The following is a 26610-nucleotide window of genomic DNA, read 5'->3' as shown; positions in this document are numbered from 1 at the left end:
CGGGAGCCGCGGCGGCCTGGCGTGCCGCGGCGCGGCCGGCGGCCGGCGCGGGGCCGTCGGGGGCCGGGCCGGCCGGGCCGGGAGGCGCGGGATCGCGCTCGGTGGACATCGTCACGGGTGTCTTCCTCTCGATCCGGGCCCGTCCGCCTTGACAGGGTGAAGCCGAGAGTAAATGCTTTCACAGTGTCCGTGCAACGGCTCACACGCCGATGGACCCCTCGACGTTCCCCGGCCGGACCCGGCACAGTGGCCTGACCGGCAGGTTCGTCTCCTCCAACTGCTTCTCGACTCCTTCCAGATCGGTGGTTCCCCATGACAGACCTCAGGATCGGCGTGATCGGCTTCGGCGCCCGCGGCCCCGTGGCCCGGCACGCGCATCGGCCCGGGGAGGGCTCGCGCGTCACCGTCGTCGCCGAGCCCACCGAGCGGGGGCGGGCCGATGCCCGCCGGATCCTCGGCGAGGACGTGGCGCTGGTGTCCTCCGTGCAGGAGCTCGTCGCGGAGCACGAGGTCGACGCCGTCATGATCCTCACCCCGGACTTCGCGCACGCCGAGGTCGCGCTGGTGACCCTCGGCGCCGGGATCGCGACCTTCTCCGAGAAGCCGATGGCGATCCGCATCGAGGACACCGACGCGATGCTCGCCCTGGCCATGGAGAAGCGGGCGCGGCTGTTCGTGGGCCACAACATGCGCCACATGCCCGTGATCCGGCAGATGAAGGAGATCGTGGACTCCGGGCGCATCGGGCGGGTCCGGGCGATCTGGTGCCGCCACTTCGTGGGCGCCGGCGGCGACTTCTACTTCAAGGACTGGCACGCGGACCGGTCCAAGGCGACCAGCCTGCTGCTGCAGAAGGGCGCCCACGACATCGACGTCATCCACTGGCTCGCCGGCGGCTACACCCGCCGCGTGTCCGGCATCGGGGACCTCGCCGTCTACGGCGACGTGACCGACCGCCGCGACAACTCCGACCGCCGCATGGGCGACTGGTACGACGAGGACGTCTTCCCGCCCACCGCCCAGAAGGAGCTGAACCCCGTCATCGATGTCGAGGACATCTCCATGCTGTCCATGACGCTGGACAACGGGGTGCTCGCCTCCTACGAGCAGTGCCACTTCACCCCCGACTACTGGCGCAACTACACCGTGATCGGCGACGCGGGCCGGATCGAGAACATGGGCGATGGCGGCGGCGACCAGATCCACATCTGGACCTCCCGCCGCTCCGGCCCCGGCCACCCCGACGCGGTGGAGGTCATCTCCCGCGGCGATGGCGGGCACGGCGGCGCGGACCCGAACCTCGTCGCGGAGTTCCTGCGCTTCGTGCGCGAGGGCGGGGCGACCGACGTCTCCGTGATCGCCGCGCGCGAGGCGGTCGCCACCGGCTGCGCGGGCGCCGAGTCGATCCGCAGCGGCGGGATCCCCGTCGACATCCCCGAGGTCCCCGCCGAGGTGCGCGCGTACTTCGACTCCGGCCAGGCCTGAGCCGCCCCCCGGCCCCTGAGGAGGGGGACGGGAGCTTGAGCCTCCCGCCCCCGCCCGGGGCCGGTCAGGCGGCGGCGAAGACGCGCTGGAGGCGCTGCGCCTCGACGCGGCCGGCCTCGCGCCCGGGACCGAACCAGCGGCGGGTGTCCACCGGTGCCCCGTCGGCCACGAGGATCTCCCGCACCGAGCGGGTGAGCACCTGGTTCAGGTGGGTGGAGACGTTGATCTTCGTCATCCCCGCGCGGATCGCCGCCTGGATGCCGGCGTCGCTCACCCCGGAGGAGCCGTGCAGCACCAGCGGCACCGGCACCGCGGCCGCGATCCGGGCGATGAGGTCCGTGTCCAGCTCGGCATCGCGCGTGGTCATCGCATGGGAGGAGCCGACGGCGACGGCGAGCAGGTCCACGCCGGTGTCCGCGACGAAGCGGGCCGCCTCGGCGGGGTCGGTGCGCACGTGCGGGGCGTGGACACCATCCTTCCCGCCGACCTCCCCGAGCTCCGCCTCGACGCTCGCGCCGCAGGCGTGCGCGGCGCGGACCACCGCCGCGGTGCGGGCGCGGTTCTCGGCATCGGGCAGGCGGGACCCGTCGTACATCACGGAGGTGAACCCCAGGCGCAGCGCCTCGTCGACGAGGTCGCGGTCATCGGCGTGATCGAGGTGCACGGCGACGTCGACCGCGCAGGTCCGCGCGATCTCGAGGGTGCCCAGGGCGATCGGCGCGAGGGAGCCGTGGTAGCGGGCCGCGTTCTGGCTGATCTGCATCACCACCGGGATGCCGGTCTCCTCGGCCGCGGCGGCGAAGGACTCGGCGTTCTCGAGGTGGATCACGTTGAAGGCGGCCAGGCCGCGGCCGGCGCGGCGGGCGGCCTGGGCGAGCGGGGCCAGCGGCGAGAGGGTCATCGGGTCTCCAGGGGTGCGGGGGTCGCGGGACGGACGGTGCCGGGGCGGGCCTCGGCGAGGATCCGCCGGCGCAGGTCGAGGTCGATGGCGCCGGCGACGGGGCAGGGGAGGGTGGCGGCGCTGGTGGCGACCGCATCGGCGAGGGCCTCGGCGGTGAGGGGTCCGCCGCCGGCCAGATGGCGGGCCAGGGCCGCGACCGCCGCGTCGCCGGCGCCGGTGGGGTTGCCCGGCAGCCGCCGCGGCGGGCGGGCCGTGAGCACGGCGCCCTCGGCCCGCACCGCGACCATGCCCTCGGGGCCCTGGGAGCAGACCACCGCCCGGGCTCCGCGCGCGACCAGGTGATGGCAGGCGTCCGGGACGGATGCCTCGCCCGTGGCCTCGAGGGCCTCCGCGCGGTTGGGGGAGAGGAGGTCCGCTCCCGCGTCCGCGGCCGCCAGCAGCGCCGGGCCGGAGACGTCCACCAGCACGGGCACCTGCGCGGCGCGGGCGTCGGCCACGAGGTCCCCGACATCGGCCCCGGTCATGCCCGGCGGCAGCGATCCGCCGATGGTGAGGGCGCGGGCGCGGGGGAGCAGGGCGCGCACGGCCGCGCGCAGCCGCGCCGTCTCCGCGGCGGTGACGCGGGGGCCGGGCTCGTTCACGCCCGTCGCCCCGGAGGCGTCGAGGATCGTCACGGTGCGGCGGGTCTCGCCGCCGATGGCGGTGAACGCCTGGCGGATCCGCGGATGCTCGGCGCCCAGGCGGGCGGCGAGGTCCTGGCCGCTGCCCCCGCCGAGGGGGCCGAGCACGGTGACCTCCTCGTCGAGCTGGTCGAGCACCCGGGCGGTGTTCAGGCCCTTCCCGCCGGGCGCCAGGCGGGCGGCGAGGGCGCGGTGCTCGGCGCCGGGGCGGAGCGCGCCGACGGTGTGCGTGATGTCGAGGGCGGGGTTCGGGGTCAGGCAGAGGATCATGCGCCCGCCGCTCCCGCCCCGGTCCCGACCGGCCAGGTCGAGCCCCGGTCCGATGCCGATGCCGGAGCCGACGAGGACGAGGCCGCCGCCGCGGCGACGACGGGGTCGGGTCCGTCCCCGTGCTGGGCCAGCAGCCCGGCGCCGAGGCAGCCGGCCCACATCCCCAGCCGCGCCGGCACCACGGGCGGGGCGGGGATGGCGCCGAGCCGCGGCGCGATGGCGCCGCGCAGCGGGGCCAGGACGGTCTCCCCGCCCTCGGCGAGGCCGCCGCCGATGACGATCGGCAGCGGGCCGATGCCCGAGACGATGGTCGCCAGCGCCTGGGCGAGGGTGTCCAACGCCCCGGCCAGCACCTCCTCGGCGGTGCGCTCCCCGGCGCGGGCCCGGGCGACGACCTCCCGGGCGTCGGGGCCGGCCCCGGCCGCGATCCCGGCGGCCTCCGCGTAGCGGCGGCCGATGGCGGAGGCCGAGGCAACCTCCTCGAGGCGCATGTGGCGCCCGGTGACCGGTTCGAGCACCCGCAGCTGGCCGATCTCCCCGGCGTAGCGGTCGCCCAGGAGGTGGCCCTCGTGGACGACCGCCGCCGCGACGCCGGTGCCCAGGGGGACGAAGACGAGGTCCGCCGGGGCGCCGCCGGGGGACGCGGCGAGCGGGCGTCCCGCGCCCCAGCTCGCCTCGGCGAGGGCGCCCGCCCGCACGTCATGGCCGACGCGGACGGGGCCGGGCAGGGCTGCGCGCAGCAGCTCCCGGACCGGCACCTGCTCCCAGCCCAGGTTGATGGCGAGCTCGACCGTTCCGGCGGCCTCGTCGATCACCCCGGGGACGGCGACGCCCACCGGCGTCGTCGGCGCGAGGCCGGCCCGGGCGCCGAGGATCCCGGCGTGCTGCGCGATCCGGGCGACGACCTCGTCCGGGGTGGCCGGGGTCGGCAGCGAGAGGTGCGGGCCGAGCTCTCCGGTGGGGCCGACGACCCCGATCTTGATGCGGGTGCCGCCGACGTCGACGCCGAGGACGGTGCCCTCGGCGGGGGCCGCGGGGGTCATGGCGCCGGCTCGAGGTGCACGGCGCGGGTCAGGGAGCGGGGCCGGTCGGGGTCCAGGCCCCGCGCCTCGGCGCGGCGCACGGCGGCCAGGTGCACCGCGGCGAGCTGGGCGAGGGGGTCGATGCCGGGGGCCAGGAAGGTCGCGCCGGTGGCCTCGGTCTGCTCCTGCAGCCCGGCCGGCGCGGTCCCGAAGCTCACCGTCAGCCGGCCGGGCTGGGCGATGGCGATCGGGCCGTGGCGGTACTCCATCGCGTAGTAGGACTCGGTCCAGGACTGCGAGGACTCCCGCAGCTTCAGCGCGGCCTCGTCGGCGAGGTGCTTGCTCCACCCGGTGCCCAGGAACGTCAGCTGCTCGGCCTCGATCCAGTGCGGTGCGGGCTCCTGGGCCAGCGCCGCCTCGGCGTCGGCGATCGCGGGGGCGAGGTCCTCGCCGAGGGAGCCGCGCAGCAGGGCCAGGGCGGTGGTGGCGAAGCGCGTCTGGACGATCGAGGTCTCGTCGGCGAAGTCCAGGACGATCTCCGCGCCGGCATGGGCGGCGGCAGGCCCCTCGCCGACGGCGGTGATCAGCACCGAGGGGGTGTCCCGGTGGGCGGCGAGGAGGTCGATGATCTCGCTGGTCGTGCCGGAGCGGGAGATCGCCACGATGCGGTCGTAGTCGCGCACGGAGGAGACCTCGGTGGCGGTGGCGGCGTCGGTCCAGCCGTGGCCGGCGGCCTCGCGGAGGTCGGCGTACGCCGCGGCGATGAACCACGAGGTGCCGCAGCCGACGGCGAGCACGCGCTCGCCGGGCCCGGGCAGCTGCCCGGAGACCCGGGGGAGCAGGTCCAGGGCCGCCCGCCAGCATGCGGGCTGGGTGCGCAGCTCCTGCTCGGTCGCGGTGATGGCGGTAGGGGCGGGTGCGGTCATGAAGGCTCCTCGACGGTCGGTCCACAGCGGCGTGGTGATTGCTCATGATCGTAACGCCATCTTGTGCGCAGTTACAATCAATCTGCGCCGCGATGCGAGACCTTCCGGAGGCGTCGGGAGTCGATGAGTAGGCTTCAGGAGAACGCCATCCCGCCGCGACGACGCGCCTGCCCGCCCGAGACCTCGAGGAGCCATGGACCAGCACGCTTCTCCCGACCGCGCCGCGCGCGGCATGCACCGCAGCCGGCGCGAGCGGCTGGACGACGAGCTGAACCTGATCATGGAGCGCGGGCACATCGCGGTGGAGGAGCTCACCGAGGAGCTCGGCGTCTCCCCGGCCACCGTGCGGCGCGACCTCGACCACCTCGCCGGCCAGCAGCTGGTGATCCGCACCCGCGGCGGGGCCTCCGCCCACTCCTCCGCCGCCGCGCTGCCCCTGCGCTATCGCGCCTCCCGCCATGCCCGCGCCAAGGAGGCGATCGCCCGCACCGCCGCGGGCCTGGCCCGTCCCGGCAGCGTGGTGGGTCTGAACGGCGGCACCACCACCACGACCCTCGCCCACGAGCTCTCCGCCCGTGCCGAGTTCGTCGAGTCCGAGCAGCAGACGGTGCTGGTCACCAACGCCGTGAACATCGCGCAGGAGCTCGCCGTGCGCAGCCATCTGCAGATGGTGGTCACCGGCGGGGTCGTGCGCGAGCAGTCCTTCGAGCTGGTCGGCAGCTGGGCCGAGCAGCTGCTCGCCCAGATCCGCATCGACACCCTGTTCCTCGGGGTCAACGCGATCAGCGCGGCCGACGGCGCCCGCACCCACAACGAGGCCGAGGCCTCCATCAACGCGCGGCTCGTCGAGCGCGCCCACCGCGTGGTCGTCATCGCCGACTCGAGCAAGGTCCTCGCGCACGCCTTCGCGCTCATCTGCCCCATCGGCCGGGTCGACGCGCTGGTCACCGACGCGGGCATCGACCCCGAGGAGCTCGCCGCCCTGCGCGCGGCCGGGGTCGAGGTGCATCTGGCCGATGCCGCCGACGAGGGCGAGGCGGACGGCGCCGCCGATGCCGCCGACGAGCCCGGGGGCGAGCGATGAGCCCGTCCGGAGCCGGCGAGGGCGCACCGGCCCCTGCCGTCGCTGCGGGGCCGGACGGCACGGAGCCCGACTCCCCGGAGCCCGGCGCCGCGAAGTCCGAGGCCGCAGAACCCGACGGCGCGGGGACCGACGCCGCGGGAGCATCGGCCCCGTCGCCGGCCGGTCCGGCGACCCTCGCCGATGTGGCGCGGCGCGCCGGCGTCTCCGTGGCGACCGCCAGCTTCGTGCTCTCGGGCCGCTCCGGGGGCAAGCCCTCCGGATCCCCCGAGACCCAGTCGCGGGTGCGGGCCGCCGCGGAGGAGCTGGGCTACGTCCCCAACCGCAACGCGCGGGCCATGCGCACCGGGCGCAGCGACTCGATCGTCCTCGCGCTGGGCAGCGTCGAGGACCCCTGGGGCATCTCGCTCGCGCAGGAGGTCTGCGCCCGGGCGCTCCCCGGCGGGCAGTCGACCCTGATCCTGGCCGACGAGCGCTGGTACGAGTTCCTCTCCGGGGCGAGCCACGACTGCTCGTTCATCACCAGCGTGGACCACACGCCCGATGCCGCCGACCAGGTGCGCCAGCTCGCCCGCGGCGGCGGCGGGATCGTCGCCTTCAGCGAGCGGGTCGCGCCGGAGGGCTTCGACGTGGTCCGCTCCACCGCCCTGCCCGCGGTGGCCGATGCGTACCGGCGCCTGCGCGGGCGCCACGAGCGCGTCGCCTTCCTGTCCCTGCCGGGGCCCGCGCTCAGCCGGCGCCCCTACGGGCCCTCGCGGCTGTGGGCGTACCGCGACGCGGCGGCCGCCGCCGGCGACCCGGTGGAGCATCTGCTGCGCGTGCCCGGGGACGGCTCCCGGCGGGAGGCGCTGCGCGAGTGCATCGACTGGCTGCAGGGGCCGCAGCGGCCCGAGGCCGTCATCTGCTCGACCGGCTACCTGGCGCTGGCGCTGCAGGCCGCCGCCTGGCAGGTCGGGCTGCGCGTGCCGGAGGACCTCGAGATCATCTCCATCGGCGACGTGCCCGAGGAGTCGCAGTTCCTGGAGCCGGTGAGCTACTACGGGGTGCGCGACGTCTTCTCCCGCATGGCGGAGATCATCGTGCACCGCGCGCAGGTGCGCCGGGACGAGCCCGGGGCCCTGCACGAGTTCGCCTGGGAGTTCTTCCCCGGCGAGACCACCCTGCCCGGCTGAGGGCCGCGCCCGCGCCCGCCCTCTCCGGCCGCGGGGCGGGCGCGGCCGCTCAGACGTCGGCGAGGGCGACGGCCTCCCCGGTGGCCACGGAGCGCTGGGCGGCGGCGACGATCCGCACGGTGCGCAGACCCGCCTCGCCCGAGGGCTCCTGGGTCCGGCCGGTGCGCACCGCGTCGAGGAAGGCCTCCAGCAGCAGGGCGTCGAGGTCCGCGCCGTAGGGCAGCCACTGGCCGGGTCCCCCGACGTGGTCGGCGAAGGCATCCACGGTCAGCTGGCCGCCGGTGCCCAGCGCCTGCAGGGTCAGCCCGCCCCAGGTGGGGCCGTCGTCGGGCATCGACCACGAGCAGTCGATGGTGGCGACCACACCCGAGGGGTAGGTGAGGGTGACGAAGCCGCCGGTCTCGGCGCCCTCGCCGGCGCGGGAGGCCGAGAGGATCCGGTTCGCGACCGCGCGCACGTCCGTCGGCTCGCCGAAGGCGGCGTCGAGGATCTGGGCCACGTGCACCGTGTGGTCGACCAGGCAGCCGCCGCCGGAGAGGGACACGTCGGTGAACCAGTCCCGACCCTCGGGCAGCTTCCCGTTGTTGGTGCCGGTCAGGCCGACGATCTCGCCGAGGGCGCCGTCCCGGACGGCGCTGCGCAGCGTCTCGACGGCGGGGGAGAAGTGCACCGGGAAGGCGGTCATGAGCACGACGCCCGCCTCGCGGCAGGCGGCGACCATCTCCTCCGCATCGGCCACCGTGGTCGCCAGCGGCTTCTCGCACAGCACGGCGACGCCGCGGCGGGCGGCCTCGAGCACGAGCTCCTTGTGGTCGGCGTTCGCGGAGGTGACGATCACCGCGTCGGGCCCGCCGTCGAAGGCGTCCCAGGCCTCCTGGTAGCTGCCGACGACGCGCTCGGCCGGGACGTCGCCGAAGCCGTCCGGGTCCGCGACGACGAGGTCGACGTCCCCGCGCGCGGCGAGGATCCCCGCATAGGCGGCGGCGTGGGTGTGGGCGCAGGAGAGGAGGGCGATCTTCAGCACGGGATGCTCCGTCCGGTGGCGAGGGACTCGAGGGCGGCGAGGGAGACCTCCACGGCGACCAGGCCGTCCCGGGCGCTGACGCGGGGGGCACGGCCGGTGCGGATCGCGGCGGCGGCGTCGAGGATCTCCTCGGCGTAGGGGCTGCGCATGCCGGAGATGTCCGGCAGCAGCGAGCCGCCGGTCTCGGCGCCGCCGCGGGCGACGGCGTCCCAGGTCACGGCGGAGTCCTGGGCCGAGTCGTACTCGAGGCGGCCGGCGTCCCCCGCGAGGGAGAAGGCGTAGCGGAAGGCGGTCCCGGCCGGTCCCCAGAACCCGCGGCAGTGGGAGATCGCCCCGCCGGTGTGCGTGAGGACCACGTGGGCGGTGCGCACCTCGGGCTGCGAGGCGGCGACGTGCTCGCGGGCGTGGACGGAGGCGACGGGCCCGGCGACCCAGATGGCCTGGTCGATGTCGTGGATCATCTGGTCCATGACGATGCCGCCGGAGGCCTCCTGGTCCGCGAACCAGGGCATGCGCGGGAACTGGCCGGTGCGCTCGTAGCGCAGCACGGCGGGCGTGCCGATGCGCCCGGCGTCGATCCCCGCCTTCGCCGCCGCGTACTGGGGGAAGTACCGCACCACGTGCGCGGGGAAGAGCAGCCTCCCGGCGCGCTCGGCGTGCTCGACGACCGCGCGGGCGTCCTCGAGGCTGCGGGTCAGGGGCTTCTCGCAGATCACGTGGCAGCCCGCGTCCAGCGCCCGGTGCACGATCTCGGCATGCACCGGCGTGGGGGTGCAGACGTCGACCACATCGACCGCGGCGAGCAGGGAGTCGAGATCAGGGTGGACGGTGGCGCCGAAGGTCTCCGCGAAGGCCTCGGCGCCGTCGAGGCTGTGGGCGTGCAGGCTCGCGCCGGCCTCGACCCAGCCGGGGCCGTGGGCGCCCGCGATGCCTCCGGTGCCGACGATGCCGACGGCCAGGGGGCCGCCTGGGGGAGTGGTCATGGGCGACCCCTTTCCTCGGGAGCGGGCGCCGTCCCGGCGGTCGTGCCGCCGTCGCGCCCGGTTTTCGAAACCGCTTTTCATAACTCTAGCCCCGCCGCGGCGCGTGTCAACGGGCGGGGGCGGAATCGCTCCCCGGGGCGGCGGGAGCGCGGCGCGGCCGATCATGGGGTCCGCAGGCGCCGGGCCCGGACGTAGATCGGCGGCGGCGGTCGCAGGGCGTGAGTCCTCCGTCCGCCGCCGCCTCGGTCCGACCCCATGTGGACCGCTGTGGGGGAGCATCGGCCGCGCGTCCCGGGGGCGCGCGGCCGGGGTTCAGCCCTTCTGGCGTCCCTTGAACCGCGGGTTCTGCTTGTTGATGACGTAGAGGCGGCCCCGGCGCCGCACGACCTGCGCGCCGGGCTTGTTCACGAGCGATCGCAGCGAGGCGCGGACCTTCATCGCCGGCCTCCTGCGCTCGTCCCGGCCGATGCGGCCGGGGCCGGGGCGTCGGCGGCGCCGGACCCCTCGGCCGCGGAGCGGCTGCCGTAGCGGCGGCGGAAGCGCTCCACGCGCCCCGCGGTGTCCAGGACCTTCGCCGTGCCCGTGTAGAACGGGTGCGAGGCGGAGGAGACCTCGACGTCGATGACCGGGTACTCCCGGCCGTCCTCCCAGGTCACCGTCTTCTCCGAGGTCCGGGTGGACCGCGTGAGGAAGGCGGAGCCGGCGCTCGCGTCACGGAAGACGACGGGCCGGTACTCGGGGTGGATCCCCTGCTTCATGTGTTCTCCTCACCAGCTGGATTTCGTGATGCCGGGCAGCTCGCCGCGATGGGCGGCCTGCCGGAAGCGGACGCGGGAGAGCCCGAACGTCCGCAGGTAGCCGCGGGGGCGGCCGTCGACCGCGTCGCGGTTGCGCAGCCGCGTCGGGCTGGCATCGCGGGGCAGGCGCTGCAGGGCCCGCTGGGCCAGGACCTTCTCGGCCATGGTGGTGGTCGGGTCCTTGATGGTGCGCTTGAGGGCGCGGCGCTGCTCGTCGTGGCGGGCCACGATCTCGCGGCGGCGGGCATCGGCCGCGATCTTGGAGGTCTTGGCCATCAGCGCTCCTCGCGGAACTCGACGACCTCGCGCAGGCGCGGGTCGAACTTGCGCATGACCAGGCGATCGGGCGAGTTCCGCCGGTTCTTGGTGGTCATGTAGGTGTAGCCGGTGCCGGCGGTGGAGCGCATCTTGATGATGGTGCGCACCTCGCTCTTCTTGGCCATGGGGCGGGTTCCTCGTTCCTTCTCAGATCTTCTCGCCGCGGGCGCGGATCTGCGCCACGACGGACTCGATGCCGCGCTTGTCGATGACCTTCAGGCCGCGGGCCGAGACGTCCAGGCGCACGGTGCGCCCCAGGGACGGGACGTAGAAGCGCTTGCGCTGGATGTTCGGGTCGAAGCGGCGCGAGGTGCGGCGGTGGGAGTGGGAGACGTTCTTCCCGAAGCTCGGCTCGGCTCCGGTGACTTGACAGCGTGACGACATGGAGAGCGATACTAGCAACTGAGAACCATTATCGTCAAGAGGAAGGGCGAGGACACCGATGGCCTCCGACCACCGTTCGCGCCAGCCGGGAGACCGGCACGGCCACCAGTTCCAGCAGGCGCCCCACGCACGGTGGCGCGGCCACCGCAGCACGCCGGTCGCGATCGTCACGGCGATCGACCCGATCCCGCGCGACGCGCTGACCGGCGGTGCCCTGCTGGACCGGCCCGGGGCGGTGGCCCTGCGCTACGAGGTCGACCACGAGACCGCGGCGCTGCACCGCCTGGTGCTGGACGCCGGCGGCGTGATCGAGGGCGAGCGGGTGGACCTCGAGCACCCCTGCGTCTCCTGCGCTATGCGCGAGGACGCCGTCGCGGTGCTGGGGCGCCTCGCCGCGGACCCGCGCATCGACGCGATCCTGCTGGCCCCGCCCATCAGCGCCGACCCCTCCGTGGTGGCCGGCACCCTCGTGCCCTTCCAGGGCCGATGGCACCTCTCGGCCGCCGCCGCGGTGCTCGAGGCCCAGCACGTGATCGACGACCTGCTGGGCGACATGACCCTCGCCGAGCGGGGCCTGCAGTGGGCCGCGGAGGACGAGCGCAGCGTGGGCGAGGCGCTCGCCGCGCAGATCGAGTACTCCGACCTCGTGATCGTCGAGGGCGGGGAGGGAGCGGAGGGCGGCGCCGCCGGCCTCGAGCTCGTCGAGCATCTCCGCTCTCCCGAGCAGCTGCTGCTGACCTCGATGCACGTGCTCGAGCCGCGCCTGCTGCTGGGCGGCGCTCTCGACCACACCGGGGCGCTGCGACGCCGCGACGTGCGGCACGTCCAGGCCTACGGCGGCCCTACCGAGCACGGCACGTGGACCCTCGACCTCGCCTCCGACCGGCCCTTCCACCCCGAGCGGTTCCTCGAGGACATCGAGCTGCTCGGCGCCGGGCGCATGCGCGGCCGCGGCCGATTCTGGGTGCCCGACCGCCCCGGCACCATCTGCCAGTGGGACGGCGCGGGAGGCCAGGTCTCGATCGGCTCGGTCCACGAGTCCGGCCGCGAGCTGCCGACGACGCGCCTGGTCATCACCGGCATCGACCCCGAAGACCTGCCGCGGGTGCGCGACGCCTTCGACCGCTGCCTGCTCACGCAGGAGGAATGGGCGGCCGGGCTGGCGCCCTGGCTGGGCGCCGAGGACCGCCTGTCCCCGTGGCTCGGGGAGCGCGACGCCCGCGTGTGACCGCGCCCCGCGCCGCCCGCACCCGGCCTGGCGCCGCGTCCCTCCGGGCCCTGCCGCGCGCCGCGTCCCTCCGGGGCCCGGCCGGGCGTCGCGGCGCGCCGGCGGGCCGGGCGGGCCCTCCGGCGCAGCGGTCCGGGTATCCCTGCGCGGCCGGGGCGCGATGCGATACCGTCGATCCCGCTGGGACGCAGGGAAAGGACGGCGCCGCATCGGCGCGGCGCAGGTGATCGCATGACGCAGACCCCCACGGGCGCAGCCCCGAACCGCACCTGGATCTGGATCGTCTCGGGGTGCTGCGTGCTGCTGCTGATCGCCGCCCTCGTGCTGGGCATCGGCGGGATCCTCCTCTACCGTGCGAGCCAGTCCGGCGGCGGCGAGCCCACCATGACGACCGGGACCGGCGGGAGCGAGCCGACGTCCCCGGAGGAGAGCACCGCCGAGGAGCCGCCCGCCGAGGAGTCGAGCGCCGCAGACCCGACCGCCGAGGAGACCTCCGCCGCGCCGCCCGTGGGCGGAGCCGTCGAGCTCCCGACCGAGCAGGGCACCCTCACGATGACCTTCGGCGCGGTGGACTGGGACGCGACGTCCGAGGTCGCCGAGGCCAACTCCCACAACGAGCCGGCCGCCGAGGGGCACGTCTTCATCACCGTCCCGGTCACCGTGAGCTACGCGGGCAGCGGAGCGGTCGACCCGTTCTTCGCCACCAGCATCGTCTTCGTCGGCGCGGACGGCCTCGAATACGCCCTGGCCGATCCGGTCGTCGAGAAGGACTTCGTGCTCCTGGGCGAGGTCCCCGACGGCGGGACCGCCGAGGGCACCCTGGTGTTCGAGGTCCCCACCGCAGCGACCGGCGCCGGCGAGATCCAGGTCTCCACCCACGAGACCGAGCAGCCGCAGGTGGCCCCGGTCCTCTGAGCCGGCGACCGCGCCCGGCTCTCGCCGGAGCCCGGGCCGTCCCCGCATCCCGCCCCCGCCCGAACGACGGAAGGAAAGCGCCGCAGCGACGCGGCGCGAGGTCCCCCCATGGCATACGCACCCCCCGGCCCGCCCGCCGGCCCGCCCGCCGGCCCGCCCCGCCGGGCCGCCCATCGGCCCCGCCCCGAAGAACCGCACGTGGCTCTGGATCGTCGGCGGGTGCTGCGTGCTCGCCCTGATGCTGGGCATCATCGGCGGCGTCGCCGGCCTGGTCATCTACAGCGGGAGCCGCTCCTCGGGCGGTGAGGCGACCACGAGCCAGCAGCCCGAGCCCGGCGGCTCCGTCGAGGTCCCCACCGAGAACGGCACGGCGACGGTGTCCATCGGCGAGATCGACTGGGATGCGAACGAGGAGGTGGCTGCGGCCAGCGGCGCGAACGACGCACCCCCCGAGGGCCACGTCTACGTGATCGTGCCCGTGACGATGACCTACGCCGGCTCGGGCGAGTTCACCGGTTGGTTCGACATCACCGTCACCTTCGTGGGGGCGGACGGCCAGGAGTACTCCTCCGACAGCGCCCTCGTAGACGACGACCTCTATCTCCAGCCGTCGATCACGGACGGCGGCACCACCTCGGGCAACCTCGTGTTCCTGGTCGCCGTGGAGGCGACCGAGGGCGGCGAGTTCCACGTGAGCACCTGGGAGACGGACGAGCCCCGGAGCATCCCGGCGGCCTGAGGCCCGGGCGGCATCGGCCGCCCCGGCGTCCTGCGCGGACGGTCGAACCGTCCGCGCAGGCCGCGTCGGTCATCCGCGCAGGCCGCGTCGGTCATCCGCGCAGGTGCAGATCCATGCGCCGCAGCCAGCGCGCGAGCTCCTCGCGCCGCACCGCGACCCTCGGGCCGAAGCGCCCCTCATGCCCCGAGTCTCTCAGAGCTCCCGATCCCTCCTGCAGGCCGCCGCGCGCACGGCGCGGTGCGCGTCCTCGGGCACGAGATGCACGGACGGGAGGTCGTCGAGCCGGATCCACGAGGGCGAGTAGACGTTGTCGCGGTGGGAGCGCTCGACCTCGGGGCCGCCGAGCGTCGGGGCTCCGTGCGCCTCGACGTGGAAGTACCGGACATCGGGTGATGCGTCGTCGACGATCAGCGGAGCGAGGAGAGTGCCGATCAGGCCGGTCTCCTCCTTCAGCTCGCGAAGACAGGCGGTCTCCGCCGACTCTCCGTGCTCCACGCCTCCGCCGGGGAGCACCGCGTACCGCCGCGCGTCCTTCACCCGGCGGATCACGAGCACCTGATCGTCCTCGACCACGACCGCGACCGCGCGCACCCGGCGCGGCGCGGGGACGGCGGCAGTCTCGCGGGTCATGTCGAGATCGTAGGCGGTCCGGGGCGGTGGCCGCCGTCGCCGGCTCAGAGTCAGCCGAGGAACAGCCCGGCCGCGCGGACGGCGGTCTGGAACAGGCCGTAGCCGAGGGCGATGACGACGGCCACGGCGAGGACCACGGCGGCGCCGACCTCGGCGGGGGAGCTGGTCTCCCGCTCGGGAGCGCCGTCCACGCCGGCGCGGGAGGCGGCGGCGCTCTCGCGATCGGCCTGGGCCTTCTGCGCGACGACGGCCTCGTCCTCGATGTGGGAGGGGTGCACCGCCCGGATCAGCAGGTTCGCGACGAAGCCGACCACGAGGATCGCCATCATCACCCACATGGCCAGGCGGTACAGGTCCATGCCGGAGTGGCCGGCGGCGGCCTGCGACTCGACGATGCTGTTGACGATCAGCGGCCCGGCGATGCCCGCGGCGGACCATGCCGTGAGCAGCCGGCCGTGGATCGCCCCGACCTGGTACACGCCGAAGAGGTCCTTGAGGTAGGCGGGGACGGTCGCGAAGCCGCCGCCGTAGAAGCTGATGATGATCAGCGCGGAGATCACGAACAGCGCCAGGGAGTGCGAGCCGACGGTCGCCAGGACCAGGTACAGCACGGCGCCGACGGACAGGTACATGGCGTAGTTGACCTTGCGGCCCAGGTAGTCCGAGGTCGTGGACCAGATGAAGCGGCCGGCCATGTTGGCGATCGACAGCAGGCCCACGAAGCCGGCGGCGGCCGCGGCGGCGACCCCGAAGCCGTCGGAGATCATCGGCGAGGCGTTCTCGAGGATGCCGATGCCGGCGGTCACGTTGGTGAACAGCACGATCCACAGCAGCCAGAACTGCGGGGTGCGGATCGCCTGCTTCGCCGAGACGTTCCCGGCGGTCTGGGCGGCGTGCTGGGTGGCCTGCTCGGGGCTCCACCCGGAGGGGTGCCAGTCCGGGTGGGGCAGGCGGACCACGAAGGCGCCGCAGGCGATGGCGACGAAGTAGCAGGCGGCGAGGGTGAGGAAGGTCGGGGTGAGGCCGGCGACCAGGTTCTGCGGGTCGGGGCCTCCGCCGAAGGCGGCCATCAGGCGGTTGGAGGCGGGGCTGGCGATGAGGGCTCCGCCGCCGAATCCCATGATCGCCAGGCCCGTCGCGAGGCCGGGCCGGTCGGGGAACCACTTCATGAGCGTGGACACCGGGGCGATGTACCCGATGCCCAGGCCGATCCCGCCGATCACCCCGTAGCCGAGGTAGACCAGCCACAGCTGGCCGGTGGAGATGCCGAGGGCGGAGACCAGGAACCCCGCGACCCAGAGCGCGCCCGAGGCGACCATCGCCATCCGCGGCCCGACCCGCTCGACCCAGGTGCCGGCGACCGCGGAGGAGATGCCGAGCATGGCGATGGCGAGGGAGAAGATCCAGCCGACGGCGACCTCGCCCACCTCGAACCGGGACTGGAACGGCGTCTTGAAGACGCTGAAGGCGTACACCTGGCCGATGCACAGATGGATGGCCAGCGCCGCAGGCGGGATGAGCCAGCGCTGGAACCTCACCGGGGCGATGATGGCGTTGCGGTCGAGCACGGACATGGGGACTCCGATCTCTGGGGCGCGGGAGAGGAATGCGCGCCGGATTGCGACCCTAGGATCTGCGGCGCGGCGGAGCAAACATCCGAGCGATGACGCGCGGGTGCGGCCTCGTCAGGCCGGCAGCGGAGGGCCTCGTCAGGCCGGCAGTGGAGTGCTCGCTGCGGGGCAGCTGCGCGGCAGGGATCATCGGCCGCGTGTAGCGCCGATACAGGCGTGTTTTCTCGGGCTACAGTGGGCGCATGTCCCGCGCCTCCTCGCTCCGTCTTCGACCGATGCTCCCCCGTGACCCGCACGAGAGCGGTCGCACCGCCTCCACGCTCGAGCTGTTCTTCGACCTCGTCTTCGTGATCGCCGTGTCGATCACGGCCGTGCAGCTGCACCACTCCCTGTCCGAGGGCCACGTCGGCGCCGGGATCCTCAGCTACGCCATGGTGTTCTTCGCGATCTGGTGGGCGTGGATGAACTTCACCTGGTTCGCGACGTCCTTCGACACCGACGACTGGCTGTACCGGGTGCTGACCATCGTGCAGATGGGCGGGGTGCTCGTGCTCGCCGCCGGGGTCGTGCCGGCCTTCCAGGACCACGACTTCCGCCTGGCGATCCTCGCCTACATCGTCATGCGCCTCGCGCTGGTCGCGCAGTGGCTGCGGGCCTCACGGCACACGCCGCTGCGGCGCACCGCGCTCACCTACGCCGGGGGCGTGGTCGTCGTCCAGGGCCTGTGGGTGCTGTTCCTGCTGGTCCCGGCCCAGCTCGCGATCCCGGCCTTCATCGTGTTCGCGCTGTGCGAGCTGGCCGTGCCCGTCCTCGCCGAACGCTCCGCGACCACCCCGTGGAACCCGCACCACATCACCGAGCGCTACGGCCTGTTCGCCCTGATCCTGCTCGGCGAGAGCCTGCTGGCCTCGGCGAACGCCGTCATCGAGGCGGTCGGCGAGGGCGAGCACATCGGCGAGCTGGTCGCCATCTCGGTGCTCGCGCTGATCGTCACCGCGGCTCTGTGGTGGATCTACTTCTGGGCGCCGCACCACACCGCGATCACCGACCTGCGCGGCTCGATCACCTACGGCTATGGCCACATCGTGGTCTTCGCGGCCGCGGGCGCGCTCTCCGCCGGCATCGAGGCGGAGATCGACTACATCCTCGGCCACAGCCACCTCTCCGCCCTGGGGGCGTCCTTCGCCTACACGGTCCCGATCGCCGTGTTCGTCCTGGGCATCTGGGTGCTCGCCATCCGACGGCACGGCGATCCCTGGGTGAACACCTGCGTGCCGCTGGGTGCCGTGCTCGTGCTCATCGACCCGCTGCTGCCCGTGCCCTTCGCGCTGACCACGATCATCATGGTCGGTGTGGTGGCGGTGCTGGTGTGGCGGCGGCCGGTGGGGGTGGAGGCGGCGCACGCGGGCTGAGGTCCTCGGCGGCCGCCGTTGACGCCGGCGGCGGCGCGGGCATACAGTTCCCTCCGTTCGCAGGATTGTGACTCCCTCGAGGCAAGACCTGGCGCTGCACCTCCGCCTGGAGTCCCCATGTCCTCCGCCGTCACCGGCGACGCGCACCCCGACACCGATCGTCCTGCATCGGCCCCGTCGTGGAAGACGCGCCTTTCCTCCCCGTTCAAGAACCTGCAGAAGGTCGGCAAGGCCTTCATGCTGCCGATCGCGATCCTCCCCGCCGCCGGGCTGCTGCTCGGCGTCGGCGGGGCGCTGTCGAACCCGACGACCGTCGCCACCTACCCGGTGCTCGACAACGCCCTGGTCCAGGGCCTGTTCACCGTCATGGCCGATGCCGGGACGGTCGTGTTCACCAACCTCGCCCTGCTGCTGAGCATCGGCCTGTGCATCGGCCTGGCGAAGCGGGACAAGGGCACCGCGGCGCTCGCCGGCATCGTCGGCTACCTCGTGATGGTCGGGACCACCGCCTCCATGCTCAAGCTGTTCGACCCCGAGGGCGAGGCGATCGACACCGGCATCGTCGGCGCGCTGGTCATCGGCGCGATCGCGGTGACGCTGCACAACCGTTACCACGACATCCAGCTGCCGCAGGTGCTGGGGTTCTTCGGCGGCTCCCGCTTCGTGCCGATCGTCGTGTCGCTGGCGGCGATCCCCGTCGGCGCGGCCTTCTTCCTCATCTGGCCGCCCATCCAGCATGCGCTGGTCGGCGCGGGGGAGTCCATCGCGACCCTCGGCCCGGTCGGCACGTTCCTGTACGGGTTCCTGCTGCGCCTGTCCGGGGCGGTGGGCCTGCACCACATGATCTACCCGCTGTTCTGGTACACGCCGCTGGGCGGGACCGAGACCGTCGCCGGCGCGAGCGTCGCCGGGGCGCAGAACATCTTCTTCGCCCAGCTGGCCGACCCCGGCCACCAGGGCCTGTACACCGAGGGCACCAAGTACTTCGCGGGCCGGTTCGACACGATGATGTTCGGCCTGCCCGGCGCGTGCCTGGCGATGTACCACTGCATCCCGGCGGAGCGCCGGAAGAAGTTCGCGGGCCTGTTCGTGGGCGTCGCGGCGACCAGCTTCATCACCGGCATCACCGAGCCCGTCGAGTTCATGTTCCTGTTCGTGGCGCCGCTGCTGTATGTGCTGCACGCCTTCTTCGACGGGCTGTCGTTCCTCGTCGCGGACCTGCTGGACATCCGGATCGGCAACACCTTCTCCGGCGGGGCCATCGACTTCACGCTCTTCGGGATCCTGCAGGGCAACGCGCAGACGCACTGGCTGTACGTCATCCCGGTCGGGATCCTCTGGTTCTTCCTGTACTACGTGTCCTTCCGCGTCCTCATCACCCGCTTCAACATCAAGACACCCGGCCGCGACGCCGCGGCGGTCGAGGAGGAGGCCGTCCCGGCCGACGGGCCGTCGGCCGGCGACGCGCCGGCGGGCGCCGCTGCCGCCGCCTCGGCGGGCGCGGGCCGCACCGCGAGGGCGGGCCGCCGCGAGGAGCTCGAGGAGACCAGCACGCAGATCATCGCCGCGCTCGGCGGCGCGGAGAACCTCGAGGACGTCGACGCCTGCATCACCCGCCTGCGGGTCTCCGTGCTCGATCCGGGACGCGTCGACAAGGCCCGGCTGAAGCAGCTCGGCGCGGTCGACGTGTTCGAGGTCGCCGGCGGCGTCCAGGCCGTCTACGGCGGGAAGGCCGTCCTCTACAAGGGCATCATCAACGAGAAGATCGGGCACGACGACTGATCGTCGGGAAGGGAACGGGAATGTTCGGATTCGGCAGGAAGAAGACCGGCGCAGCCGCCCCCGCGGCCGATGCCGCGCGCATCGACAGCCCTGCCCGCGGGAGGATCCTCCCGCTGGCGGAGGTGCCCGACCCCGTGTTCTCCGGCGGCCTGGTGGGCCCCGGCTTCGCGGTGGACCTGGAGGAGGGCGAGGTGCGCGCGCCCGTCGCGGGCACCGTGGTGATGATCCCCGACACCCTTCACGCGGTGGGGATCCGCGCCGCCGGCGGCGCCGAGGTCCTCGTGCACGTGGGCGTGGACTCCGTGACGCTGAAGGGCGAGGGCTTCACCGCCCGCTGCGCCGTCGGGGACCGCGTCGAGGCCGGCCAGGTCCTGATCGAGCTGGACCTCGGGCTGCTGCGGGAGCGGATCCCCTCGACCATCACCCCCGTCGTCGTCAGCAACGCCGACGGATACGAGGTCGAGGGGCCGATGCTCGAGGCGCCGGGCGGCCGCGGCGTGCTGCTGGTCCGGCCGCGATGATCCCGCCGCAGCGCCTGGTCGTCCAGCGCGTCCACAACAACAACGTCGTCCTCGCGCTGGACGAGCAGGGGCGCTCCGTCGTCGTCACCGGGCCGGGCGTCGGCTTCGGGATGCGGCGCGGAGTGCTCGTGGACACCGCCAGGGCCGAGGCCGTGTACGTCCCCGCGGACGCCTCCCGGGCGACCGCGGCCGCGGGGACCCTCGCGGAGATCCCGCGGGAAGAGGTCCTCGCCGCCCGGCGCATCGTCGAGGAGGCGCAGGCCCTCACGGGACTGGCCCGCCCCGAGATCCTGCTGCTGCCGGTGGCCGATCACCTGCACCACGCGATCGACCGCGCCCGCCGGGGCACGGTGATCGACCTTCCGCTGGTGTGGGAGGTCCGCCAGCTCTACCCGCGCGAGCTCGCCGCCGGCCGCCGGGCGCTGGAGATGATCCGCGACGGCCTCGGCGTGCAGCTCCCCGCCGACGAGGCCGCCGCCTTCGCCCTGCACTTCGTCTCGGCCGGGTTCACCGGCGCGGTCCTGGACCGCACCGTGACGATGACCCAGTCGCTCACCGAGATCTTCGACCTGCTCGACGGGCGGCTGGACGGCCCCCTGGATCGCGACGGCGAGGCCGCCGCCCGCTTCGTCACCCACCTGCGCTACCTGTTCGTGCGCCTGGCCGAGGGGCGGCGCGTCCACGACGTGCCGCCGCTCATGCAGGGAGCCCTGGAGACCTCCGTCCCGGCGACCATGGCCCTGGCCCGGGAGGTCGCCGCGCTGCTGCAGGACACCTGGGGCCACGACGTCAGCGAGGACGAGACGACCTACATCGCCCTGCACATCCACCGGCTCGTGGCCGATGCCGGGCTCACGCTCTGACCCCCGCACCCCGAGCCGGCTCCCGGTCGCGCCGATCTCCGGAAGGACACCCATGCATCCGCTCCTGACCGCCCTCGAGGGCACCCTCATCGTCTCCTGCCAGGCCTACCCGGGGGAGCCGATGCGCGACCCCCGCACCATGGCGCAGGTCTCCGCGGCCGTCGCGTCCGGCGGGGCGAGCGCCGTGCGCGCCCAGGGCCTCGAGGACATCCGCGCCGTGGCGGCCGCCGTCGACGTGCCCGTGATCGGGATCTGGAAGGACGGCGCCGAGGGCGTCTTCATCACCCCCACCCTCGAGCATTGCCGGGCGGTCATCGCCGCCGGAGCGGACATCCTCGCCCTCGACGGCACCCGGCGGCCTCGCCCCGACGGCCTGAGCTTCGCCCAGACCGTCGCGGCGCTGCGGGAGGACGGCTTCACCGGGCCGATCATGGCCGACTGCGACAGCGTGCCCGCGGCGCTCGCCGCCGCGGAGGCCGGGGCCGACATCATCGGCACCACCCTGGCCGGCTACACGGGGGAGCGGGCACGGACCGACGGCCCCGACCTCGCGCTGCTGGGCGAGCTCGCGGGCCGGCTGCCGGACAGCGCCGTGCTCGTCGCCGAAGGGCGCGTGCACACCCCGGCGCAGGCGGCCGCCGCCCGGGAGGCCGGGGCGTTCGCCGTCGTCGTCGGCACCGCGATCACGCACCCGACCACGATCACGGGATGGTTCCGGGAGGCCGTGGCGGGCGCCTGACCGGCGGGACCCGGCCGCCAAGGCCGTCAGCCCGCGAACACCCCGACCACGAGGTTGATGGCCGTGGCCACGACCGCCGCCCCGAACACGTAGGACAGCAGGCTGTGGCGCAGGACCACGGAGCGGATGTCCGTGCGGGAGACGGCGGTGTCGGTCACCCCGTAGGTCATGCCCACGGCGAAGCTGAAGTAGAAGAAGTCCTGGTAGCAGGGCTTCTCGGGCGAGTTGAAGTCGATCCCTCCGGGGGCGGGGCCCGAGAAGTACAGGGCGGCGTACCGCGCGGTGTACATGAGGTGCAGCGCCGCCCAGGTGAGGAACACGCCCGTGAGCGCGAGGGCCGCCGCGAGCGGGCCGGCGTGCTCGCCTCCCAGCACCAGCAGCAGAGCGATCCCGGCCAGCCCGGCGAGGGACGCGCCGGCCACCACGACCTCCTCGGTCAGCGGCGGCAGGGCCTCGCGGCGGGCATCGGCCCGGGTGGTGGCGGCGTCCATCGGCCACAGCACCGCGGTCCCGGTGGCCAGGAACAGCAGCGCCGCCGCGTTGATCCCCGCCAGGACGCCCAGCGCCGCGTTCGCGAGCTGCGCCGTGAGGATCGCGGCGGCGAGGCCGCCGGCCACGGCGCAGGCCAGCCGGCCCGTCGGCCGGTGCAGGAACGCTCTGATCACTCCCCGAGCGTAGTGCAGGGCCCCCGGCGGCTCGGGAGCGGCGCGGGCCCTCGCATATCCTGGGCCGCATGGCCCCTCCTGCGCGTCGCCCCACGTCAGCTGATGTCGCGGCGCGCGCGGGGGTCTCCCGGGCCACCGTCTCGATGGTGCTGAACAACCGCGTGGAGGGCACGGTCGCGCCGGCCACCCGCGAGAAGGTGCTGCGGGCGGCCGAGGAGCTGGGCTACGCCCGCTCGGCGATCGCCCTCTCCCTGAAGCAGCAGCGCACCCGCACCATCGGCCTGATCACGGACGAGATCGCGACCTCGCCCTGGGCCGGCCGCATGGTCCGCGCCGCATCGATGGCGGCAGCCCGGGCGGACTACATGGTCATCACCGTCGACCTCTCGCTGCGCGACGCCTCGGTCGAGGGAGCCCTGCGCACGCTCGCGGAGCGCCAGGTCGACGGCCTGCTCTACGCGACGATGGGGCGCCGGGTGGTTCCCGCGCCCGCCGCGCGTCCGGGCCTGCCCATGGTCCTGCTCAACTGCGAGACGGCCGACGGCCCGGACGGCGCGGAGTCGGCGGCCGCGGGATCCTCGAGCGTGGATCCGCAGCTCGTCGAGGCGCCGTCCTTCGTGCCGGACGACTACGAGGGCGCGCGGAGGGCGGCGCGGCGCCTGGCCGAGGTGGGGCACGAGCGGATCGTGATGCTGAGCGGCGGCGACAGCTCCGTGGCCTGCCTCGAGCGCGAGGCCGGGTTCCGCGACGAGCTGGAGGAGCGGGGGCTCGAGCCGGAGGTGGTCGACGCCGGCTGGCAGATGGACGACGGATACCGCTGGCTCACCCTCCTCCTGCGTGAGGAGGCGCCGCCGACGGCGGTCTTCTGCATCCGCGACCGGGTGGCGGCGGGAGTCCTGCATGCCGCATCGGCCGCCGGGCTGCAGGTCCCGCGCGATCTCTCCGTGATCGGCTTCGACGACGAGGACTATTTCGCCGAGACCCTCACACCGCCGCTGACGACGATCGGCCTGCCGCATGTGGAGATGGGGGAGCAGGCCATGGCGCGGCTGCTGGCGCTGATCGACGCTCCCGAGGCCCCGGGGGCCGGCGCCGCACCGGCCCCGGTCCGCATCCCCTGCCCGCTCGTCGAGCGCGAGACCGTGGGCCGTCCCCACGACTGACCTGCGGGCCGCGACCGGGCCTTGACACGTGTAGAAGCTGCGATCCATACTCATGCCCACAGCTTTTACACGTGTATAAGCCATCGGCTGCAGGACGGCAGCGCCCGATGGCCCGGACTCGACGCAGAGGACCCCCATGAGCACATCGACAGACGTGACCCGCCGCGCTCTCCTCGCAGGTGCGGGCGTCGCCGGCATCGCCGGCACGGTCGCCGCCTGGCCGCGGCTGACCGGCGCGGACATCCCCGGGCGCGGAGAGGACGCCCTGAACATCCTCATCATGGGCAACTCCACCGACGCCGCCGGCCGGCAGCAGATCGCCGACGGCTTCATGGAGGAGCACCCCGACATCCCCGTGCGGATCCAGGCCATCCAGGCCGCCGACTGGGCGGACTTCTTCGCCAAGGTCCTCACGATGGTCGCCGCCGGCACCGAGCCGGACATCGTCTACACCGCGACCGAGGGCGCGCAGCTGTTCGCCGAGCGCCTCGCCCTGCCGCTGGACGAGTACGTCCTGCGCGACGCCGAGCAGATGCGGGACTACTTCGAGGACGTCCACCCCAGCCTCATCGAGGCGTTCCTGTACAAGGGGAGCCTGTACCAGCTGCCGCTGGACTTCAACGCCGCCAACATGTACCTCAACCTCGACGTGATCGAGCGCAACGGCCTCGAGATGCCCGGCGAGGACTGGAGCCGCGACGACTTCACCGAGCTGCTGCGCGGCATGCAGGGCGACGCCACCCCGTACTTCTGGACCAACCGCCTGTTCGGCGGCATCGTCCCCTGGCTGTACGTCAACGACACCTCCTTCCTCGTCGAGGAGAGAGCCCCCGGCGGCGAGGAGCTCTGGTCCACGTTCTATCCCGGGGAGACCTCCCGCTCCGGCGGCTACCTGTGGCAGCAGTCCAACGCCCTGGACCCCCGCGTCCACGAGTCCTTCGAGTACGTGCGCTCCCTCATCGAGGAGGGCCTGGCCGTGCGCCCCGAGGAGGGCGGCGGCAACGCGCTGGTGGGGCTGTTCGCCTCCGGGCGCATCGGCTCCACCCCCGCCGGCGGCTACTGGGTCCAGGGCCTCGCCGAGGGCGGCATGCGCCCCGACCAGTTCGACGTGCAGTTCTTCCCGCGCTGGCGCACGCAGCGCCACCAGTTCGGTGCCGCCGGCTACGCGGTCATGCGCACCACGAAGAAGGCGGACCAGGCCTGGGAGTGGATCAAGTTCTCCTCCTCGAAGGCGGCCATGGAGCTGGCGTTCCCCACCCCGGCGACCACCCCCACCCGGCGCTCGATGGTGAACGACAACTTCTACACCGGCACGGGCCCCGAGCACTGGAGCCGCTTCTACGAGACCCTCGACCGCTTCCCGACCTCCGGTCCCATCCCCGCGCCGCCGCAGCAGGCCGCCGTGGAGACCGCCCTGATCCGCAACGTCTCGACCGCGCTCAGCGGAGGCTCCGACGGGGTCGCCCGCGCCCTGGAGAACCTCGACGAGGACCTGCGCGCCGTCTTCGAGGAGGAGATCGCATGACCACCGCCACCCGCCCCGCCCCGAGCCCGGCCGCTCGCCCCGCCGCCCGCTCGCCCCGCCCGGATCCGGGCCACCGCAGCGCCATCGTCCTGCGCTGGGTGTTCCTGGCCCCGACCATGCTGGGCATCGGCCTGTTCGTGGTCCTGCCGATCCTCGCCTCGCTGGTCCTGGCGTTCTTCCGCTGGGACATCATCACCGCGCCGGAGTTCGTGGGGCTGCGCAACTTCCTGGACATCGCGGCCGATGAGACGGTGCGCATCTCCTTCCTGAACACGACCGTGTTCGTGATCGTGGCCGTCTCGGCGCAGCTGGCGGTCGCCATGCTGCTGGCGGTGCTGGTGCAGTCGCGCATGCCCTCCTGGCTGCGGGTGTTCCTGCGCTCGACGTTCTTCTTCCCGCTGGTGCTCTCCGCGGCGAGCGTGTCGATCCTCATGCGCTACCTGTTCAACGAGTCCTACGGCGTCATCAACTGGCTGCTGTCGCTGGTCTCGATCCCGGCGGTGCCGTGGCTGACCTCCCCGCAGTGGGCGATGGTCGTGGTGATCGCCGTATACGTGTGGCAGAACTTCGGCTTCTCGTTCCTGCTGTTCATCGGCGGCCTCGCGGCGATCCCGCGGGACGTGTACGAGGCCAGCTCGATCGACGGCGCCACCGGCTGGAGGCAGTTCCGCAACATCACGCTGCCGCTGGTCAGCCCGACCATCCTGGTCGCCTCGGTGATGGCGATCATCTCCGCCCTGCAGGTCTTCGACCAGCCCTACGTCCTCACCCGCGGCGGCCCCGGCGATGCCACCCGCACCGTGGTGATGGTCATCTACGAGAGCGCGTTCCGCGAGCTCGAGTTCGGCCGGGCCAGCGCGATCGGCCTGGTTCTCATGGTGCTGATCATGCTCGTCACCGCCGCCCAGTTCCGGCTGGCCAAGTCCTTCGTCTTCTACCAGTGACCGCGTCCTCACCGCCGAGCACGCCGCTGACCCCGACCAGGAGCTCCCGATGAACCGTCGCCTCCCCGCCCTCGCGAAGTACGCCGCCCTCGCCGTCGCCGCCGTCCTCACCCTGGGGCCGGTGTGGTGGACCTTCACCACCTCGCTGCGGCCCGCCTCCGAATCCTTCAGCCTCCCGCCGAGCTTCGTCCCCCTGGACCCCGACTTCTCCAGCTACGCCGCCGTCTTCGCGCAGCTGGACATGCCCCTGCTGGTGCTGAACACGGCGCTGGTCACCGGCGTCATCGCCGTGGGGCAGATGCTCACCGCCGCCATGGCCGGCTACGTGTTCGCCCGCATGTCCTTCCGCGGCAAGGGGCTGCTGTTCGCCCTGGTGCTGTCCACGATGATGGTGCCGGTGCAGGTCACCATCGTGCCGGTGTTCATGATCATCCGCGGCCTGGGCGTCAGCGACACCCTGCTCGCCCTGATCCTGCCGGCGATCCCCACCGCCTTCGGCACCTTCCTCATGCGCCAGTACTTCCTAGGGCTGCCGCTGGAGCTGGGGGAGGCCGCCGCCATCGACGGCGCGAGCCCCTGGCGCACCTTCTTCGCGATCTACGCGCCGCTGGCCCTGCCGGGCATGGCGATCGTGGGGGTGCTGGCCTTCAACTTCCACTGGAACGAGTTCTTCCGCCCGCTGATCTTCATGATCTCCGAGGAGAACTACACCCTGCCGCTGGGCCTGGTCACGCTGCAGGGCAACCTCGGCACCGGCTCGATCAGCGTGGTGCTCGCCGGGGTCATCCTGTCGATGATCCCCGCCGTGGTCGTGTTCCTGTTCGGGCAGCGTCCCCTTCGTGAGGGCCTCACGGCGGGATCATCGAAGTG

Annotated in this window: 29 protein-coding genes; 15 read left to right on the top strand and 14 right to left on the bottom strand. The window is 73.6% G+C overall.

The genetic code is table 11. The annotated features are described in order from the left end of the window. The first annotated feature begins 312 nt into the window (after positions 1-312). Positions 313-1485: a Gfo/Idh/MocA family protein gene (locus BF93_RS17965; RefSeq protein ID WP_038374551.1), complete on the top strand. Its 1173-nt coding sequence runs from the start codon at positions 313-315 to the stop codon at positions 1483-1485. A gap of 64 nt (positions 1486-1549) precedes the next feature. Here BF93_RS17965 and BF93_RS17960 read toward each other — a convergent pair whose 3' ends face one another. The 4 genes from BF93_RS17960 to BF93_RS17945 are packed head-to-tail and all read right to left on the bottom strand — an operon-like array spanning position 1550 to position 5284. Next, positions 1550-2386 (bottom strand): class II fructose-bisphosphate aldolase, encoded by an 837-nt coding sequence (locus tag BF93_RS17960; RefSeq protein ID WP_038374550.1) that lies wholly within the window; start codon positions 2384-2386, stop codon positions 1550-1552. Continuing rightward, the gene (locus BF93_RS17955; RefSeq protein ID WP_051487178.1) at positions 2383-3336 is read right to left on the bottom strand and encodes a 1-phosphofructokinase family hexose kinase; all 954 of its coding nucleotides are present in this window, start codon (positions 3334-3336) and stop codon (positions 2383-2385) included. Before BF93_RS17955 ends, BF93_RS17960 begins: the two co-directional genes overlap by 4 nt. Continuing rightward, positions 3333-4379, bottom strand: a complete 1047-nt coding sequence (locus BF93_RS17950; RefSeq protein ID WP_051487177.1) for an ROK family protein — start codon at positions 4377-4379, stop codon at positions 3333-3335. The genes BF93_RS17955 and BF93_RS17950 overlap by 4 nt, the downstream gene beginning before the upstream one ends. After that, a complete protein-coding gene (locus tag BF93_RS17945) occupies positions 4376-5284 on the bottom strand; it encodes an SIS domain-containing protein (protein WP_198025497.1) in 909 nt (302 codons plus the stop codon). Before BF93_RS17945 ends, BF93_RS17950 begins: the two co-directional genes overlap by 4 nt. Positions 5285-5477: 193 nt before the next feature. Between BF93_RS17945 and BF93_RS17940 the strand changes: the two genes are divergently transcribed. Both BF93_RS17940 and BF93_RS17935 read left to right on the top strand, forming a co-directional pair. Then, a complete protein-coding gene (locus BF93_RS17940) occupies positions 5478-6368 on the top strand; it encodes a DeoR/GlpR family DNA-binding transcription regulator (protein WP_198025495.1) in 891 nt (296 codons plus the stop codon). Then, a complete protein-coding gene (locus BF93_RS17935) occupies positions 6365-7537 on the top strand; it encodes a LacI family DNA-binding transcriptional regulator (RefSeq protein ID WP_084148681.1) in 1173 nt (390 codons plus the stop codon). The genes BF93_RS17940 and BF93_RS17935 overlap by 4 nt, the downstream gene beginning before the upstream one ends. Positions 7538-7586: 49 nt before the next feature. On the opposite strand, the gene BF93_RS17930 is transcribed toward BF93_RS17935, so the two are convergent. The 7 genes from BF93_RS17930 to rpmB form a co-directional block, all read right to left on the bottom strand. Further along, positions 7587-8561 (bottom strand): Gfo/Idh/MocA family protein, encoded by a 975-nt coding sequence (locus tag BF93_RS17930; RefSeq protein WP_038374548.1) that lies wholly within the window; start codon positions 8559-8561, stop codon positions 7587-7589. After that, positions 8555-9544, bottom strand: coding sequence for a Gfo/Idh/MocA family protein (locus BF93_RS17925; protein WP_038374546.1), 990 nt, complete (start codon positions 9542-9544; stop codon positions 8555-8557). The genes BF93_RS17930 and BF93_RS17925 overlap by 7 nt, the downstream gene beginning before the upstream one ends. A 312-nt stretch (positions 9545-9856) precedes the next feature. Continuing rightward, a complete protein-coding gene (gene ykgO, locus BF93_RS17920; RefSeq protein WP_038374545.1) occupies positions 9857-9982 on the bottom strand; it encodes a type B 50S ribosomal protein L36 in 126 nt (41 codons plus the stop codon). Then, the gene (locus BF93_RS17915; RefSeq protein WP_038374544.1) at positions 9979-10302 is read right to left on the bottom strand and encodes a type B 50S ribosomal protein L31; all 324 of its coding nucleotides are present in this window, start codon (positions 10300-10302) and stop codon (positions 9979-9981) included. Before BF93_RS17915 ends, ykgO begins: the two co-directional genes overlap by 4 nt. Positions 10303-10311: 9 nt before the next feature. Then, positions 10312-10617 carry a 30S ribosomal protein S14 gene (gene rpsN, locus BF93_RS17910; RefSeq protein WP_038374543.1) on the bottom strand — a complete coding sequence of 102 codons (306 nt, stop codon included), beginning with the start codon at positions 10615-10617 and terminating at the stop codon, positions 10312-10314. Beyond that, a complete protein-coding gene (rpmG, locus tag BF93_RS17905; protein WP_038374542.1) occupies positions 10617-10784 on the bottom strand; it encodes a 50S ribosomal protein L33 in 168 nt (55 codons plus the stop codon). Before rpmG ends, rpsN begins: the two co-directional genes overlap by 1 nt. A 22-nt stretch (positions 10785-10806) precedes the next feature. Beyond that, positions 10807-11043: a 50S ribosomal protein L28 gene (gene rpmB / locus BF93_RS17900; RefSeq protein ID WP_038374540.1), complete on the bottom strand. Its 237-nt coding sequence runs from the start codon at positions 11041-11043 to the stop codon at positions 10807-10809. Between the two features lie 58 nt (positions 11044-11101). Here rpmB and BF93_RS17895 point away from each other — a divergent pair, with 58 nt between their 5' ends. From BF93_RS17895 to BF93_RS17885, 3 genes are all read left to right on the top strand, one after another. Beyond that, entirely contained in the window at positions 11102-12271 is a 1170-nt protein-coding gene (locus BF93_RS17895; RefSeq protein ID WP_051487176.1) for a GTP-binding protein, read from the top strand. 231 nt (positions 12272-12502) lie between these two features. Next, positions 12503-13186, top strand: a complete 684-nt coding sequence (locus BF93_RS17890; protein WP_038374539.1) for a hypothetical protein — start codon at positions 12503-12505, stop codon at positions 13184-13186. Positions 13187-13412: 226 nt separating this feature from the next. Further along, complete coding sequence (locus BF93_RS17885; protein ID WP_038374538.1) at positions 13413-13925, top strand: hypothetical protein; 513 nt, start codon at positions 13413-13415, stop codon at positions 13923-13925. 192 nt (positions 13926-14117) lie between these two features. On the opposite strand, the gene BF93_RS17880 is transcribed toward BF93_RS17885, so the two are convergent. Continuing rightward, on the bottom strand, positions 14118-14555 hold the full coding sequence (locus BF93_RS17880) for an NUDIX domain-containing protein (RefSeq protein WP_051487175.1): 438 nt from the start codon (positions 14553-14555) through the stop codon (positions 14118-14120). A 50-nt stretch (positions 14556-14605) separates the two neighbouring features. Then, positions 14606-16129, bottom strand: a complete 1524-nt coding sequence (locus tag BF93_RS17875; RefSeq protein ID WP_038374537.1) for an L-lactate MFS transporter — start codon at positions 16127-16129, stop codon at positions 14606-14608. A 239-nt stretch (positions 16130-16368) separates the two neighbouring features. Here BF93_RS17875 and BF93_RS17870 point away from each other — a divergent pair, with 239 nt between their 5' ends. The 5 genes from BF93_RS17870 (at position 16369) to BF93_RS17850 (ending at position 21443) form a co-directional block, all read left to right on the top strand. After that, positions 16369-17538 carry a low temperature requirement protein A gene (locus BF93_RS17870; protein WP_198025493.1) on the top strand — a complete coding sequence of 390 codons (1170 nt, stop codon included), beginning with the start codon at positions 16369-16371 and terminating at the stop codon, positions 17536-17538. 117 nt (positions 17539-17655) lie between these two features. Beyond that, positions 17656-19320, top strand: coding sequence for a PTS transporter subunit EIIC (locus BF93_RS17865; protein WP_084148680.1), 1665 nt, complete (start codon positions 17656-17658; stop codon positions 19318-19320). Positions 19321-19340: 20 nt separating this feature from the next. After that, on the top strand, positions 19341-19841 hold the full coding sequence (locus tag BF93_RS17860) for a PTS sugar transporter subunit IIA (protein WP_051487174.1): 501 nt from the start codon (positions 19341-19343) through the stop codon (positions 19839-19841). Then, positions 19838-20704 carry a PRD domain-containing protein gene (locus BF93_RS17855; protein ID WP_038374534.1) on the top strand — a complete coding sequence of 289 codons (867 nt, stop codon included), beginning with the start codon at positions 19838-19840 and terminating at the stop codon, positions 20702-20704. The genes BF93_RS17860 and BF93_RS17855 overlap by 4 nt, the downstream gene beginning before the upstream one ends. A gap of 52 nt (positions 20705-20756) precedes the next feature. Continuing rightward, on the top strand, positions 20757-21443 hold the full coding sequence (locus tag BF93_RS17850) for an N-acetylmannosamine-6-phosphate 2-epimerase (protein ID WP_038374533.1): 687 nt from the start codon (positions 20757-20759) through the stop codon (positions 21441-21443). Between the two features lie 26 nt (positions 21444-21469). Here BF93_RS17850 and BF93_RS17845 read toward each other — a convergent pair whose 3' ends face one another. Then, a complete protein-coding gene (locus BF93_RS17845; RefSeq protein WP_198025492.1) occupies positions 21470-22108 on the bottom strand; it encodes a DUF1345 domain-containing protein in 639 nt (212 codons plus the stop codon). Positions 22109-22176: 68 nt separating this feature from the next. Here BF93_RS17845 and BF93_RS17840 point away from each other — a divergent pair, with 68 nt between their 5' ends. From BF93_RS17840 to BF93_RS17825, 4 genes are all read left to right on the top strand, one after another. After that, positions 22177-23271, top strand: a complete 1095-nt coding sequence (locus BF93_RS17840) for a LacI family DNA-binding transcriptional regulator (RefSeq protein ID WP_038374532.1) — start codon at positions 22177-22179, stop codon at positions 23269-23271. Positions 23272-23407: 136 nt separating this feature from the next. Further along, positions 23408-24796, top strand: coding sequence for an extracellular solute-binding protein (locus BF93_RS17835; RefSeq protein WP_038374531.1), 1389 nt, complete (start codon positions 23408-23410; stop codon positions 24794-24796). Beyond that, positions 24793-25740: a carbohydrate ABC transporter permease gene (locus BF93_RS17830; RefSeq protein ID WP_038374530.1), complete on the top strand. Its 948-nt coding sequence runs from the start codon at positions 24793-24795 to the stop codon at positions 25738-25740. Before BF93_RS17835 ends, BF93_RS17830 begins: the two co-directional genes overlap by 4 nt. Before the next feature lie 49 nt (positions 25741-25789). Further along, a partial coding sequence (locus tag BF93_RS17825; RefSeq protein WP_038374528.1) for a carbohydrate ABC transporter permease occupies positions 25790-26610 on the top strand: 821 nt, incomplete at its 3' end.

This window comes from Brachybacterium phenoliresistens (assembly GCF_000576425.1).
Lineage (GTDB): Bacteria > Actinomycetota > Actinomycetes > Actinomycetales > Dermabacteraceae > Brachybacterium > Brachybacterium phenoliresistens.
The sequence above is the reverse complement of the archived record's forward strand: the minus strand, read 5'-3'. Positions and strand labels throughout refer to the sequence as shown.

Bases quoted from the DNA above. Each gene is read 5' to 3' on its own strand.
- BF93_RS17880 (WP_051487175.1), bottom strand. From the start codon at position 14,555: ATGACCCGCGAGACTGCCGCCGTCCCCGCGCCGCGCCGGGTGCGCGCG.
- BF93_RS17965 (WP_038374551.1), top strand. From the start codon at position 313: ATGACAGACCTCAGGATCGGCGTGATCGGCTTCGGCGCCCGCGGCCCC.
- BF93_RS17860 (WP_051487174.1), top strand. From the start codon at position 19,341: ATGTTCGGATTCGGCAGGAAGAAGACCGGCGCAGCCGCCCCCGCGGCC.
- BF93_RS17865 (WP_084148680.1), top strand. From the start codon at position 17,656: ATGTCCTCCGCCGTCACCGGCGACGCGCACCCCGACACCGATCGTCCT.
- BF93_RS17960 (WP_038374550.1), bottom strand. From the start codon at position 2,386: ATGACCCTCTCGCCGCTGGCCCCGCTCGCCCAGGCCGCCCGCCGCGCC.
- BF93_RS17950 (WP_051487177.1), bottom strand. From the start codon at position 4,379: ATGACCCCCGCGGCCCCCGCCGAGGGCACCGTCCTCGGCGTCGACGTC.
- BF93_RS17870 (WP_198025493.1), top strand. From the start codon at position 16,369: ATGTCCCGCGCCTCCTCGCTCCGTCTTCGACCGATGCTCCCCCGTGAC.
- rpmG (WP_038374542.1), bottom strand. From the start codon at position 10,784: ATGGCCAAGAAGAGCGAGGTGCGCACCATCATCAAGATGCGCTCCACC.
- rpmB (WP_038374540.1), bottom strand. From the start codon at position 11,043: ATGTCGTCACGCTGTCAAGTCACCGGAGCCGAGCCGAGCTTCGGGAAG.
- BF93_RS17890 (WP_038374539.1), top strand. From the start codon at position 12,503: ATGACGCAGACCCCCACGGGCGCAGCCCCGAACCGCACCTGGATCTGG.
- BF93_RS17940 (WP_198025495.1), top strand. From the start codon at position 5,478: ATGGACCAGCACGCTTCTCCCGACCGCGCCGCGCGCGGCATGCACCGC.
- BF93_RS17915 (WP_038374544.1), bottom strand. From the start codon at position 10,302: ATGAAGCAGGGGATCCACCCCGAGTACCGGCCCGTCGTCTTCCGTGAC.
- ykgO (WP_038374545.1), bottom strand. From the start codon at position 9,982: ATGAAGGTCCGCGCCTCGCTGCGATCGCTCGTGAACAAGCCCGGCGCG.
- BF93_RS17925 (WP_038374546.1), bottom strand. From the start codon at position 9,544: ATGACCACTCCCCCAGGCGGCCCCCTGGCCGTCGGCATCGTCGGCACC.
- BF93_RS17935 (WP_084148681.1), top strand. From the start codon at position 6,365: ATGAGCCCGTCCGGAGCCGGCGAGGGCGCACCGGCCCCTGCCGTCGCT.
- BF93_RS17945 (WP_198025497.1), bottom strand. From the start codon at position 5,284: ATGACCGCACCCGCCCCTACCGCCATCACCGCGACCGAGCAGGAGCTG.
- BF93_RS17955 (WP_051487178.1), bottom strand. From the start codon at position 3,336: ATGATCCTCTGCCTGACCCCGAACCCCGCCCTCGACATCACGCACACC.
- rpsN (WP_038374543.1), bottom strand. From the start codon at position 10,617: ATGGCCAAGACCTCCAAGATCGCGGCCGATGCCCGCCGCCGCGAGATC.
- BF93_RS17830 (WP_038374530.1), top strand. From the start codon at position 24,793: ATGACCACCGCCACCCGCCCCGCCCCGAGCCCGGCCGCTCGCCCCGCC.
- BF93_RS17895 (WP_051487176.1), top strand. From the start codon at position 11,102: ATGGCCTCCGACCACCGTTCGCGCCAGCCGGGAGACCGGCACGGCCAC.
- BF93_RS17855 (WP_038374534.1), top strand. From the start codon at position 19,838: ATGATCCCGCCGCAGCGCCTGGTCGTCCAGCGCGTCCACAACAACAAC.
- BF93_RS17875 (WP_038374537.1), bottom strand. From the start codon at position 16,129: ATGTCCGTGCTCGACCGCAACGCCATCATCGCCCCGGTGAGGTTCCAG.
- BF93_RS17840 (WP_038374532.1), top strand. From the start codon at position 22,177: ATGGCCCCTCCTGCGCGTCGCCCCACGTCAGCTGATGTCGCGGCGCGC.
- BF93_RS17850 (WP_038374533.1), top strand. From the start codon at position 20,757: ATGCATCCGCTCCTGACCGCCCTCGAGGGCACCCTCATCGTCTCCTGC.
- BF93_RS17835 (WP_038374531.1), top strand. From the start codon at position 23,408: ATGAGCACATCGACAGACGTGACCCGCCGCGCTCTCCTCGCAGGTGCG.